This is a genomic window from Halioglobus sp. HI00S01 (assembly GCF_001635445.1).
Classification (GTDB): domain Bacteria; phylum Pseudomonadota; class Gammaproteobacteria; order Pseudomonadales; family Halieaceae; genus Halioglobus; species Halioglobus japonicus.
On the sequence record NZ_LWEE01000015.1, the window covers coordinates 211,930 to 226,146 of the forward strand.

At 57.6% G+C, this 14,217-nt stretch carries 10 protein-coding genes; 4 read left to right on the plus strand and 6 right to left on the minus strand.

The features are described 5' to 3' along the window. The first annotated feature begins 132 nt into the window (after nt 1–132). Complete coding sequence (nadC, locus tag A3709_RS04020) at nt 133–987, plus strand: carboxylating nicotinate-nucleotide diphosphorylase (RefSeq protein ID WP_066050420.1); 855 nt, start codon at nt 133–135, stop codon at nt 985–987. On the opposite strand, the gene rraA is transcribed toward nadC, so the two are convergent. Together rraA and A3709_RS04030 are read right to left on the minus strand one after the other, a co-directional pair. Continuing rightward, complete coding sequence (gene rraA, locus A3709_RS04025; RefSeq protein ID WP_066050423.1) at nt 982–1,464, minus strand: ribonuclease E activity regulator RraA; 483 nt, start codon at nt 1,462–1,464, stop codon at nt 982–984. The genes nadC and rraA overlap by 6 nt on opposite strands. A 1-nt stretch (nt 1,465) precedes the next feature. Further along, entirely contained in the window at nt 1,466–3,235 is a 1,770-nt protein-coding gene (locus tag A3709_RS04030; protein WP_066050425.1) for an acyl-CoA dehydrogenase, read from the minus strand. Between the two features lie 188 nt (nt 3,236–3,423). On the opposite strand from A3709_RS04030, the gene A3709_RS04035 reads away from it, so the two are divergent. Further along, nucleotides 3,424–4,380, plus strand: coding sequence for a LysR family transcriptional regulator (locus A3709_RS04035; protein WP_066050428.1), 957 nt, complete (start codon nt 3,424–3,426; stop codon nt 4,378–4,380). 145 nt (nt 4,381–4,525) lie between these two features. Further along, nucleotides 4,526–6,706, plus strand: coding sequence for a malate synthase G (locus A3709_RS04040; protein ID WP_066050431.1), 2,181 nt, complete (start codon nt 4,526–4,528; stop codon nt 6,704–6,706). A 56-nt stretch (nt 6,707–6,762) separates the two neighbouring features. Here A3709_RS04040 and A3709_RS04045 read toward each other — a convergent pair whose 3' ends face one another. The 4 genes from A3709_RS04045 to A3709_RS04060 form a co-directional block, all read right to left on the minus strand. Next, entirely contained in the window at nt 6,763–7,635 is an 873-nt protein-coding gene (locus A3709_RS04045) for a glycosyltransferase family 2 protein (protein ID WP_066050434.1), read from the minus strand. A 3-nt stretch (nt 7,636–7,638) separates the two neighbouring features. Next, a complete protein-coding gene (locus tag A3709_RS04050; RefSeq protein WP_197484062.1) occupies nt 7,639–9,315 on the minus strand; it encodes a hypothetical protein in 1,677 nt (558 codons plus the stop codon). 205 nt (nt 9,316–9,520) lie between these two features. Continuing rightward, entirely contained in the window at nt 9,521–11,482 is a 1,962-nt protein-coding gene (locus A3709_RS04055; protein ID WP_156507564.1) for a hypothetical protein, read from the minus strand. A gap of 94 nt (nt 11,483–11,576) precedes the next feature. Beyond that, nucleotides 11,577–12,062: a pilin gene (locus tag A3709_RS04060; protein WP_066050442.1), complete on the minus strand. Its 486-nt coding sequence runs from the start codon at nt 12,060–12,062 to the stop codon at nt 11,577–11,579. Nucleotides 12,063–12,479: 417 nt separating this feature from the next. Between A3709_RS04060 and pilB the strand changes: the two genes are divergently transcribed. Beyond that, nucleotides 12,480–14,195 carry a type IV-A pilus assembly ATPase PilB gene (gene pilB / locus A3709_RS04065; RefSeq protein ID WP_066050445.1) on the plus strand — a complete coding sequence of 572 codons (1,716 nt, stop codon included), beginning with the start codon at nt 12,480–12,482 and terminating at the stop codon, nt 14,193–14,195. The last annotated feature ends 22 nt before the right edge of the window (nt 14,196–14,217 follow it).

Genomic DNA, 14,217 nt, shown 5'->3' on the forward strand with positions numbered 1-14,217 from the left:
AATACTTATGCGGGGAAGTCACCATGGCATGCATCATAGGCCACATTCCCTCGCGCGCTCAACGACCACTTTGGTTCGCTCGCGCCCGGTAGCCCTGTTACAATCAGCGCCCCCAGGCAAGAGCACCCACGCATGACCCAGTCCAACCCACTGCTTCTACCTCCGGCACCCGCGCTGATCGAGGCAAATGTTACCGCGGCCCTGGCGGAAGACGTCGGCGACGGCGACATTACTGCCCGCCTGATCGCGGCGGACAGCCGCGCATCCGGGAGAGTCATCACCCGTGAAGCGGGCGTGCTCTGTGGACGGGCCTGGGTGGAAGAAACGTTTCGCCAGGTCGACTCGGACATGTCCCTGGATTGGCGCGTGGCGGATGGCGATGTACTCGAACCGGACACGGTTCTGTTCCACTTTGAAGGACCCGCCAGATCACTGCTCACAGCCGAGCGATGTGCGCTGAACTTTTTACAGCTGCTGTCGGGCACCGCAACTACCTGCGCACGCTACGCCAGTCTGGTTGCCGATACCGGTGTGCGCTTGCTCGACACCCGCAAAACCATTCCGGGGCTTCGCGTCGCCCAGAAATATGCAGTGAGCTGTGGAGGCTGCCACAACCATCGCATTGGCCTGTTCGATGCCTTCCTGATCAAGGAAAACCACATCGCTGCCTGTGGCGGTATCGCGGCAGCAGTAACGCGCGCCCGGGAAATTGCGCCGGGCAAACCAGCAGAAGTGGAGGTCGAGAACCTCGAAGAATTGAAACAGGCCCTGCAGGCAGGCGCTGATCGCGTGATGCTGGACAATTTCAGTCTGGAGGACATGCGCACAGCCGTGGCAACAACCGCGGGCCGGGCCGAATTGGAAGCCTCAGGCAATGTCACCGAGACAACCCTGCGTCCGATTGCCGAGACCGGCGTGGACTTTATCTCGATCGGCGCCCTGACCAAAGACTGCAAGGCGCTCGATCTTTCCATGCGGTTGCTATAGCAGTGGTTCAGCGCTGACAATAACACCGTTATTGTCAGCGTAAATGTACTCTCCCGGCGCAATGGTAACGCCACCAAAAGCAATAGTGACATCACGCTGGCCCATACCCAGCTTCTCCGTCTTCAGCGGCGTCGTCCCCAGTGCCTGAACGCCCAGGTTCGTCGCGCCGATTTCATCGACATCGCGAATTGCGCCGTTAATCACCAGCCCGGCCCAGCCATTCTGTGCCGCCTGCTCAGCGAGCATATCGCCCAGCAGCGCACGCCGCAGTGAGCCACCACCGTCGACCACTATCACCCGGCCTTCGCCGGGTTCACCGACAGCCTGCTTGACGAGCGAGTTGTCCTCGTGACACTTAATGGTCACCACAGGACCCCCGAAATGAGCGACCTTACCAAAGTTGACGAACTGCAACTCGATGGCGCGTGCGCCGGGGTGCTCGTCGGTCAGGTCAGGCGTGGAAATGACCGCCGTCATATCAGATCCACTCCAGCGGGAATGACTGCAGCTGGCCCGCGGCGCCCGCAACCGCACCTGCATGCCCGGCACAGCGCGGCAGGATCTGCTCTGCGTAGAACGCCGCGGTAGCAATCTTGGCCTCATAGAAGGGATTATCGCTGCCCGCTGCCAGCTTGCCGGCGGCAACCAGCGCGCTGCGCGCCATTTGCCAGCCGCCGAACAAATAGCCGGTTTGCATCATGTATTCAAAACTCGCGCCCATGGCCACACTGGCATCTTCTTTCAGGGCCGCCAGAACGAGTTGCGTACAGTGTTCCTGCTCAGCCAGGGCCGCAGCCAGAGGCGCGGCCAGGGGCGCCAGGCGCACATCGTCGCTGGCCTCTAGCTGGGCGATTGTCGCGCGGATCTCAGCGGCGACAGCTTCCATGGTGGCACCGCCATCGCGACCGAGCTTGCGAGCCACGAGGTCCGCGGCCTGAATACCGTTGGTGCCCTCATAAATCGGTGTAATACGCACGTCGCGCAGGTACTGCGCGGCGCCAGTCTCTTCGATGTAGCCCATGCCGCCATGCACCTGCACGCCAAGCGAGGCGACCTCCTGACCCACTTCGGTCAGCCAACCCTTGATCACCGGAATCATCAGGTCAATCCGGCGCTGCTGTTCGCCACGCGCTTCCTGGGGACCGCGATGGGCCAGGTCCATGGTAATGGCTTCAGCGTAAGCCAGCGCGCGCATCGCCTCGGTAAGCGAGCGCATAACCAGCAGCATGCGCTTCACATCCGCGTGTTCGATAATGGGCTTGCCACCCTGAACGCGTTCACGAGCGTAGGCCACGGCTTTCTGCAGTGCACCTTCGGAGGCACTCAGGCCCTGTACACCCACTTTCAGACGGGCCTCATTCATCATGGTGAACATGCACGCCAGGCCGTTATTTTCCTTACCCAGCAGGTAACCAATGGCGCCTTCATTGTCGCCAAAGGCCATGACACAGGTGGGACTGCCGTGAATGCCGAGCTTGTGCTCGGTGGACACCGGGTAAACATCATTGCGCTCACCCAGTGACCCGTCTTCGTTCACCAGGAACTTGGGCACAATAAACAGGGAAATACCGCGGCTACCGGCGGGCGCATCGGGCAGTTTCGCCAGCACCAGGTGGATAATGTTCTCGGTGGNCTGATGATCGCCCCAGGTGATATAGATTTTTTGTCCGGTGATACGGTAGTGGTCACCTTCAGGCACAGCGCGGGTCTTCATGACACCCAGATCGGATCCGGCCCCGGATTCGGTCAGGTTCATGGTGCCCATCCACTGGCCGGTGTGCATTTTTTCCAGATAGGTCTGCTTCTGCGCCTCAGTGCCGTGGGCGTGAATCGCCAACGCCGCTCCGCTGGAGAGCATGGGGGCCAGGCCCAGCGCCAGGTTGGCGGAGTTCCACATCTCCGTGCCCACGGTATTGTAGATTTCGGGCAGGCCCTGGCCGCCGTAGTTGGCATCGGAGGAAATACCAATCCAGCCGCCCTCGCCCAGTTTGTTCAGAGCGTCTTCAAAACCCGGGGATGCGGTCACCACACCATCGGCGCAGGTGGCCGGGTGCTCGTCGCCAACCCGGCGCAAAGGCGCCAGCTCATCGCCGGCGAGTTTGGCAGCTTCGTCCAGCAGCGCAGTGGTCAGCTCGGGGCCGAGGCCGTAGTCAGCGAAGTCTGGCAAACTGCCAAGCACAGCCTCAACGTCGAGCACCTCATCGACGAGAAAGTTCATATCTTCAACGGGGGCGCGGTAAGTTCCCATGCTAACTCCTGCTACTTCGTAGTGTATTGGGCGGTATTTTTCGGGGTACGCGTTTCTACGCGGGAAGGCCGACCGACGATCAGACTTTGGTCAATGCCATAGAGATTGGCAATTTTAGCGTTACGCGTATAATTCGCCTAAGCAATACCCAGTATTTTCATCATTCACCAAGTGAATGCGGAGCACCTGTGAACGTCAACCGAGTCGACCTCAACCTGCTGGTTTACCTGGACGCCTTGCTGCGAGAGCGCAATGTCACCCAGGCCGCCAACCAGCTCAATTTATCCCAGCCCGCCATGAGCAATGGCCTGCGTCGCCTGCGCGAGCTGTTCGATGATCCGCTGTTAGTGCGCACCAGCGAGGGCATGACCCCCACGGAACGCGCCCTCGAACTCGAACCGGTGGTTCGCGAGGTACTGACCAGCATAGACCGCGCTGTCCAACCGCGCAGTGAATTTGAGCCCGGCGACGCCCAGCGGGTATTCCGGATCATGGCCAGCGATTACGCCGAGGCCACGCTGTTTCCCACTGTACTGGTCAAACTGCGCGAACTTGCCCCCGGCATTACCCTGGACATTATGACGCCCTCGGACGTGAGCTTTCTGGATGTGGAGCGCGGCAAAGTCGACATGGTGATCAACCGCTTCGACTCCATGCCCCAGTCCTTCCACCAGATCCACCTGTGGAATGACACCTTCACTTGCGTATTGAATGCCAATCATCCGCTACTCGACGAGTTCACACTGCAGAACTACCTTAGCAGTGACCACGTTTGGGTAAGTAAAACTGGCATGGGCGTGGGTGTAGGTGTGAATCCCGACGATGTGCAGCGCCTCGGCTGGGTGGATTCCGCACTGGACAAACTCGGCGAGAAACGCCAGATCCGGGTCTTCACCCGCCACTACCAGGCGGCCATGACCCTGGCAGAACAGAATGACCTGATTGTGACCATCCCCACGCGCGCCGCGCAACTGAAGCGGGACAACCCTCGGGTGGTGCTGCGTGATCCACCGCTGGAAATCCCGCCACTGGAATTGAAAATGGCCTGGAGCCCGCTCCTGCAGCACAATCCCGCTAACCGCTGGCTGCGCAAATTGATTACCGATACCGCCAGGGAACTGGACGGCCAGGCCCCCACCCCCTGACCGAGGTGCCCCGAACTTAAATTCACTCAAACAATGGCAGTGATAAAAACGATAAATTAGCTAAATCTTGGTCTGTCTCCTAGAATTCCCGCTGTGATTCGGGCCCGCCATCGCGGGCTTCCCCCAGCGTTACAAGGAACAAGCCATGACTGATCGCATTCAAGTAGGTGGGCTGCAGATCGCCCCCGTACTCCACACCCTGCTGGAAAATGACATTGCCCCCGGCACTGGTATTGCCCCGGCGGACTTCTGGGCCGCCCTGGAAGCCATTCTGGCGGACCTGGCGCCCAAAAATCGCGAACTGCTCGCGAAGCGCGACGCCCTGCAGGCCAACATCGATGCCTGGCACCAGGCCAACCCAGGCGCCGACTACGACCGCGATGCGTACAAGGCATTCCTGCAGGAGATTGGCTACCTGCTGCCCGAAGGCGATGACTTCGCCATCAGCACCGAAAATGTCGATCCAGAAGTGGCCACCCTCGCCGGCCCACAGCTGGTAGTGCCGGTCATGAACGCACGCTACGCGCTCAACGCCGCCAACGCCCGCTGGGGCAGCCTGTACGACGCCCTGTACGGCACCGACGTGATTGCCGAAGACGGTGGCGCTGAGCGCGCCGGCGGCTATAACCCGGTCCGCGGCGAGCGCGTCATTGCCTACGCCCGCGCCTTTCTCAACAAGCACTGCCCGCTCACCGCGGGCGATCACACCCAGGCCACCGCTTACACCATTTCAGGCGGTGAGCTGCAGGTGGCCCTGGAAGACGGCAGCACAGTCAGCCTTGCCGACAGCGACCAGCTGCTCGGTTACACCGGCGATGCAGCGCAGCCCGACACAATCCTGCTGTGCCACAATGGCCTGCACATCGAAATTCAGATCGACCCCAACAGTCCGATTGGCGCCATCGACAAAGCCGGCGTTAAGGACCTGGCCCTGGAATCGGCTCTCACCACCATTCAGGATTGCGAAGATTCCGTGGCGGCGGTGGATGCCGACGACAAGGCCGTGGTCTACACCAACTGGCTGGGCCTGATGCGCGGCGACCTCGCCGACAGCTTCCAGAAGGGCGGCCAGGCCATGACCCGTACCCTCAACCCGGACCGCAGCTACACCGCGCTGGATGGCTCGACCCTGACTCTGCCCGGGCGCAGCCTGCTGTTCGTGCGCAACGTGGGCCACCTGATGACCAACGATGCGATTCTCGATGCCAGCGGCAATGAAATTCCCGAGGGCATTATGGACGGCATGTTCACCGCCCTGATCGCCATGCACGACCTCAACAAGGGCGCCGATCAGCCGCGCAACTCCCGCGAGGGCAGCGTGTACATCGTAAAGCCGAAAATGCACGGCCCCGAGGAAGTAGCCTTTACCTGCGAACTGTTCGACCGCGTTGAAGACGCACTGGGGCTGGCTCGCAATACGCTCAAAGTCGGCATCATGGATGAGGAGCGCCGCACTACCGTTAACCTCAAGGAGTGTATCCGTGTGGCCCGTGAGCGCCTGGTGTTCATCAACACCGGCTTCCTCGATCGTACCGGTGACGAAATCCACACCAGCATGGAAGCCGCCGCCATGACGCCCAAGGGCGCCATGAAGCAGGAGCCCTGGATTAACGCCTACGAAGACTGGAACATCGACCAGGGCCTGGCCTGTGGCCTGTTGGGTAAAGCCCAGATCGGCAAAGGCATGTGGGCCATGCCTGACATGATGGCAGAAATGATGACCGCCAAGGTGGGCCATCCGATGGCCGGTGCCAGCACCGCCTGGGTGCCCTCTCCCACCGCCGCCACCCTGCACGCCATGCACTACCACGATGTCAACGTGGCTGCCCGTCAGGAAGAGATCAAGTCCCGGGACATTGCCTCACTGGATGACATTCTCAGCATTCCCCTCAAGGGCGCCGAGGGCTTGTCCGCCGAGGACATTCAGCGTGAGCTGGATAACAATTCCCAGGGCATTCTCGGTTACGTGGTGCGCTGGGTCGACCAGGGTGTGGGCTGCTCCAAAGTGCCCGACATCAACAACGTCGGCCTGATGGAAGACCGCGCCACCCTGCGTATTTCCAGCCAGCATCTCGCCAACTGGATTCGCCACGGTGTCTGCAGCGAAGCGCAGGTACGCGAGACCCTGGAGCGCATGGCCACCATCGTCGATGAGCAAAACGCCGGCGATCCCGCCTACCGCAACATGGCACCCGACTTTGACGACAACGTGGCCTTCCAGGCCGCCTGCGACCTGGTATTCCTGGGCAAAGAGCAGCCCAGCGGCTACACCGAGCCCGTATTGCACGCCCGGCGTAAAGAAGCCAAGGCCAAGTACGGCGCCTGATTTCTGCTGGCTCGGTGAGCGCGGCGTTAGCTGCGCTCGCTTACCACCCGACAAGATCAGTTCTCGTCCTCCACCGCGTCCTTGTACTGTAGGTTAGTTAGCTGTTCTGCCAGCAGCCCCATCAAGAACATCACCATGCCCGCCAGAATCAGCAGCGTGCTCATATTGGTGAACCGCCAGCCGCCTGATGTAAGACTGCCCATCAGGTAGTTCAACGCGCCCATCCCCGAAACCAGCAGCGACATGGGGAAATAGACTTTTAGCGGCGAATACAGTGTGCCGATCTTGAAAATTATCAGGAAGAAGCGCACCCCGTCTCGCACCAGACTAATGTGGCTGTTGCCCAAGCGAGGCGCCACAGAGATCGGTATGAAACCCACCGAATAGCCGGCGCGAAAAAACGCCATCGTCGATGTTGTCGGGTAGCTGAAGCCATTGGGAAGAAGATAGAGAAAACTGAGAAACTTCTTCCGATTCACCGCGCGGAACCCCGAGGTAAGGTCATCAATGCGACGGTTTACCATCCAACTGGCAAGCCAGTTGTAGAGACTGTTGGCGCTCCAGCGTGCAATGTTTGCCTGATCTTCGCGCCCGCTTCGGGCACCGACGACCATGTCGTACCCTTCCTCCAGCTTGTACAGCAGGCGCTCAATATCGGCCGGATTGTGTTGCCCGTCGCCGTCCATAAACACAATATATTTGCCGCTAGCTGCACGCGCACCCGACTTGATTGCAGCACCATTGCCCTTGGGGTATGGGTGTGTCACCACCTTCACACTGTATTCTTCACAAACTTGTAGCGTGTTGTCGGTAGAGCCGTCATTGACAACCACCACCTCGGCTTCCGGATAGTGCTCGCGCAAGCGCGGCAGCGTTTTCGCCAGGCCCAGTTCTTCGTCCTTGGCAGGTATAACGATGGAAAAATCCACGGGTTAGTTCTCCAGATAGAGGGCCAATGTCTGGCGTTGGCGTTCAGTCAATTTACCTTCTGCATCCAGCTGCTGCAATTGGGTGATCATCTTTTCCACTTGCGCTGAATCTCGCATCGCTGCAGAAAAATGTAATTTCATCAGCAATGCCCTGACGTCACCGGGCAGCAGTTCAAGATAAACATCTATGTACTGGTCGGCGTATTCAAAGCGCTGGAGGGCATTCTCCAACAGCGCTAGCCCGAGATAGACAGAGCGGTTTCCTCGAGCACTGGCCTCCTCGCCCAGATAAAGACTTTCGAGACGGTCGGCAAAAGCGAAGCGATCAAAGCTGGGACAACGATCCTCTTCCAACATCCTTACCAGAACGACCAGGCCCAGCGATGAACTGAGTGGACGCTGTTCTCTGACTCCAATGCTAGCAATATCTTCAGCCGGCACCGGCGCGTTCGCCATGCACGCCAATGCCATGTTTCGCACATTGAAATCACCACTGCGCCGGTGAGGGTTCACCGCTCTTGCCCGGGAAGAATATCCCGCTGCGCGCTCGTAGTCCCCCAGGCTTGCCATGATGACGGCCATATCAGTATTGGCGCGAAAAGAATCTGGATGGCCGGAGATATGATTAAACGCCAGCAGCGGCCTACTGGACCAAACCTGCGCCTGAGAGCTGGTCAGAAACAACAAGCAACCTGCTGCCAATCCGGCATAGACCAGCAGAGGTCTGGCCGTCTCCGGCCAGGCCCGCACAGCTTTGCCGTACAAAAGCGCGGGAGCAAGGAGCAAGCCTATCGCGGGAAAGTAGTTCCGATGCTCGAAGTACAACTCCAACGGCAGGACCGTCGATTCAACTGCATGACCGAGCATATACCAGGCGGGCACGAGGGAGACCAGCTTGCCCCATCGCCATGGACCCAGGCCGAGCACTAACGTCGCGGCTCCAACACCAACCCAGGCAAGTATGGCAGGCAGTGTGGTAACGGGTTCCCACAGCGACCGGGAAATGATGAAGTCGTCGTGGTAAATACCCATCCGCCCGACCTCGGGCCATACAAATTGCAGCACATAGTCCCACAACACTCTCGCCTCAGTCATCAAGCGCTCAGGTAACGTGAAATCCCGACCTCGATAGGAAGCAGCAATACCCTCCAAACTCAGCACGAATGCCAGGCCAAGCGCAACGGCACCAATGAAAATTGAAAAAATGACACCTCGCTTGAACCAAGGCAGTTGGGCTCCGCGGTGATCACGGCATTGGAACCAGAACAGCTCCAAAACAAGCATTATGGGTATCACGACTATGGCGTTCTCCTTGGTGAAAACGCCCAGCAGCACAAATACAAGCGGCACGGCCAGTCTCGCAAAAAACTGTACCGGTCGATGCAAAAAGCCGCGACAGTAGCAATAGCTCACCAGGGCCATCAGCATGAAACTGGTCGACAGTAACGCCATTCGCTGCACGGCATACAACACACTGCTGACCCACAATGGCGAAGCCAACCAGATCCCAGCCAACACCACAGCCAGGTAGCCCGCACCCGGCAACTGCAATGGTTTGAACATCAACAGCAGCAGCCAGGCCACGAGAACACCGTTTAACAGGTGTATTGAAATGTTGACCGACTTGGTGACGGCAATGTCGCTGCCCAGGTAGATTCTTTCAGCGACAAATGTCCACATTGCCACGGGTCTGCCCAGGGGTCCTGATTGCTCTCCCTGAATATACTCAAGACCAAACTCGGGGTTGTCTTCCAGGCCGACCAGTGCATTCAGGCTACTGTGGTCGTCCAGCAATGTGGGCCCAGCTACTCCGGGTATATAGGCCCAGGTGATCGCTACAAGCAACAGCACAAATATCAGCAGAGGCAGGAAACGCGGGCGCAACTCAGTTCCCCCGATGCTCTAAACGCACAGTGGCAGGAAATAGCGCCGTCATACGCGACAGCTGGTAGCGCATAGGGTCGGCCTGGTACAACTGCAGCGCAAGATCGTAAACCAAACCCATATCACCGATTTCCAAAGCGTCTACAAGCGCTTTGTGGAGCAGCGTCACATGTCCAGGGTGCTGCGCCAAACCTGCCTGCAAGATCGGCATACGGTCCTCAGCCGACACCTGCGACTTGGTCGCGTAAACATGCTCCAGCACGTAGCGCTGACTCCATCGTGGAAAGCGCGAAGCGAGTACATCGGAAATTCTCCGATAGGCCACCGGCCCCCCTTCACAACCGTCGTCACCGAGACAGGACATCAGGTTTTTCAATGCGGCGGCATCTTCCCTGCTCAATGACGCTGTTACGAGGATCTGCTCAATGCGTGCCAGCCAGTCCGTTCTGTTTTCCAGGCGGGAAAAATACGTCGAATCCAGCTGGTGCAGTGTGACCAATGCTCCGAGGTCGCGCGGATCCAGTTTCGCAGCCTGGTCAAAGTGATAGCGTGCGCGCGTCACTGCCTCCACATGCTCGGCATAGGCCGCACCTGATTCTGCATGACGCAACTGGGCATTGGCATAGACATAATGCGAGAGTGAAGAATCAGGGTGGTGGCGAACCCCCGCCTCACCCAGACGATCCTGGGAAGACCACGCGTCCACTCGCAGCGCAAGCATCGCGAGCAGAACAAGCGGAAGAAACAATATGGGGAGCACAGGATGCTTTGCTTGACTCCGTTGCAATGCTCCAACGAGGCCAATCGTCAACGCCAGATAGACGCCAATGCCCGGCAGATAGTTGCGGTGCTCGAAAACCATCATCAAAGGCCAAACAGAAGACTCCATGCTGTGACCCACCAGATAAAACAAGACCGCCAGTAAAAACAGCGGATGCTCGCGTCGCTTCCACAGGGCTGTGAGAAGCATCCCAACCCAGGCCAGCAACGCCAATACCGTCGTCACCGGATTGAACAGTGTGCGAGACCAGGTAATGGCATCGTGATGAAGTCCGTACTGAGTAGTATCAGGGAGCAGCAACCAGCTCAGATAGATCCACAGGAGGCGCAATTGCGTCTGCACTCGTTCATACAGGTCAAACTCGCGCATGCTGTAGCGAGACACAAGCCAATCCGGGGCCACAGCAAAAACCGCTAGAAGTACCAGCGCAGGAACCATTACTGCCGTCGCTGCGCATCTGTGCAACCAGGGAAGATCGTGCCCCCGCCACCGGCCGCGATAGACAGCAAATTCGAGCGCAGCCATCATCCAAAGTAACAGAATGCCATTTTCTTTTGATAGCACGGCACAAGCTGTAATCAGCCCAAGCCAAAGCGCGGCTGCTATCACTTCGCCTGGAGTGCCCCCGGATTCTGACCAGCGGTTGCGGTAATAGGCAAACAACCAGAGACCCGTGATCACCAACAGCGCAGAGAGCTGTGCCATCCGCTGCACAGGGTAGAGAACGGTTGAGACATGCAAAGGGTGTAAACCCCAGGCGACGGCGGCAGCAAGGGCCAACCATGGCGCCCACTCCCTGTTTCCGGAGCTTCGGAAGTAACGCAACAGAGTAGAGAAAAAGCCCCACAGCGCAAGCACAGCCAATGCGTGTATCACAACATTGGTCATTTTAAGAATCGGGGCGTCAAGCTCTCCGCTGACAACTGCATTCGCAGCGAAGCTGATCATCGCAACTGGACGGCGGAGCGGCCCTGAACCGGAACTGAGCGCCGCTGTGCGCCAATCATCCAACTCGCTGCCATCTAACTGCAGGTCAGGATTGTTGACCAGATTCGGGTGGTCATCGTACAACCAATAGTCCCCGCTGCCATGGCAATAGATCCCAAGGCCGAGCAGGAGCATCGCAAAGAGCGCTGCGTAAGGAAGCGAACGGATATATTGAGTCAAATTCAGATCGGGCAAACGGCCAGGCTTGATAGCGGATGATGCCACAGTTTTTTGATGCAGATACAAAAAAGCCCGGCTAATGCCGGGCTTTTTTGTACCAGACGGCTAATTAGCCACGGCAGGTAGCCGGCAGCCAGTTAGTGTCGTTAGAGAAGTCAGTGCTCACTGCGCCACCAGGAGCAGTGGTAGCAGAAGGCTTGCAAACCCAGCGAATCTCGCGCTCAGCGCCAACAGTGATACCGGAAAGTACAAAGTATCTCGCATCGCCGTCAGGGAATACTGAACCCACAACGTTCGCATAGATCACTGGGGCATTGGTCGCATCGTAAGATACGGTCTGCGTGATATCCGTGTTGGGAGCATCGCCAACACCCGCTTGGGAGTCACCGTTTGGCAGCCTACCAGTCGCTGAGTAATATTCAGTGACACTGGTCTTCAGCTCAGACATATAAGCCATAGGCTCGGACATCTTCGCGCGGATCGTGTAATCCTGATAGGCCGGCAGCGCGATGGCAGCCAGAATTCCGACAATCGCGATCACGATCATCAGTTCGATCAGGGTGAAACCCTGCTGTGCTTTCTTTTGAATGTTCATGTATCCCTACTCCATTCGAGATTCTAGGTTTTGTTTATGCGCCGTGAGCCATAGCAACAGTTGCTCACGGACCCCATGGTGCCAAAACATCAATGCAGAAAGCGAGCCAAAACCATCGCTACAACCAAATAAAATTATTATAGCTATAAAAACAATAAGTTACCGCCCGCCCGCAGGCTGCACGGATCTGCCATCAAACAACCAACGGCTACACCAAGGCGCACAAAGTGACAAAATTTGTCAGTCTTCCGCCGAGCCCGGTGCCTCAAACCGCAACGCCCCAACTGGATACATCACATTTCCGCAAATTTCTCGACTTAAAACCGGACAAAGCTAGGAGTCAACCTGAGCGCTGGTTATACTTGAGAGTCTTTATAAACAAATAAAAGTCTACGCTGCCAAAGGGACCCAGAGCAGATGAACGACAAAGCTATCGGGCAACTGAGTGGTCTTGCAGGGCGACTCGTCGCCGAAGGAGTCATCTCCGCAGAAGCTGCCGCTGAAGCCCAGCGAAGTGCATCTATGGAACAGATGCACTTCGTGCAATATCTCGTGGACAAGCAAAATGTTGATGGCTATCGCCTGGCGGAAGTGGCTTCCCAGGAATTTGGCGTTCCACAATTCGATACCGAATGCTTTGATATGGCCAGCATGCCCAGCGGTCTGGTCGACGTTGACCTGGTCACGAAACATCACGCGCTGCCACTTTATCGCCGGGGCAATCGGCTTTTCATCGCGGTCTCAGATCCCACCAATCTAGCCGCCCTCGATGAAATAAAATTCCATACCGGCATTAACACCGACGCAGTCCTACTGGAGGAGCGCACCCTTGCCAAGATGATTGGCAATTGGGTGGACATGCAGGACACACTGTCGAATGGTCTAGACGATCTCGACGCTGCAGATCTGGATGGCATTGACGTCTCTACAGGCGACAGCAGCGACGACGACGAAGGCAGCGACATAGACGAGACGCCCATTGTCCGGTTCGTCAATAAAGTGCTCATCGACGCGATCAAACAGGGGGCTTCGGATATTCACTTCGAACCCTATGAGCACAGCTATCGCGTTCGCTTTCGCACCGATGGCGTGCTGCGGGAAATGGTTAAGCCGCCTCGTAACCTATCCCATCGCCTGGCAGCCCGCCTGAAAGTCATGTCGCAAATGGATATTTCTGAGCGACGCGTCCCCCAGGATGGCCGCATTCAGATGAAATTGTCGCGCAACAGGGCCATCGATTTCCGTGTGAACACGCTGCCCACATTGTTCGGTGAAAAGATTGTACTGCGTATCCTGGATCCCACGAGCGCGCAACTCGGTATCGACGCTCTGGGCTACGAGGAAGACCAGAAGGCAATGTACCTGAAGGCACTGGACCAGCCCCAGGGCATGATTCTCGTCACAGGCCCCACCGGTTCAGGTAAAACCGTGTCGCTTTATACTGGTCTCAATATTCTCAATACTGCAGAGCGAAATATTTCTACCGCAGAAGATCCGGTGGAAATCAATCTCGAGGGCATTAATCAGGTCCACGTAAATCCGAAGGTTGGCCTGAACTTCGCTGAGGCACTGAGGTCATTTCTCCGCCAGGACCCCGACATCATTATGGTTGGTGAGATACGCGACCTGGAAACCGCAGAGATTGCCATCAAAGCCTCTCAGACCGGCCACCTTGTTCTGTCGACACTTCACACAAACAGTGCCGCGGAAACGGTAACACGCTTGCTCAATATGGGTGTACCTGCCTTTAACGTGGCCACTTCTGTGGATCTGATTATCGCGCAGCGTCTCGCCAGGCGCCTGTGCCAGGAATGCTCTGCGCCGGCAGACGACATACCCGAAGACGTACTCCTGAAACAGGGATTCACTGCAGACTTACTGGCTGGGGCTGAGATTAAGAAAGCCGTAGGCTGCAGCCTTTGTCAGGACGGCTATAAGGGACGTGTCGGTGTCTACGAAGTGGTAAGAATCACACCGGCAATAGCACGAATTATCATGGAAGAAGGGAATTCACTTGAAATTCAGGACCAGGCGACAGCAGAAGGCTTTAACACTCTGCGTGTCTCGGCACTGCGCAAAGTGGCCATGGGCTTAATCAGCCTGGAAGAAGCCAACCGAATCACAGTGGATTGATAACAAGACTAGGGGACGAGGC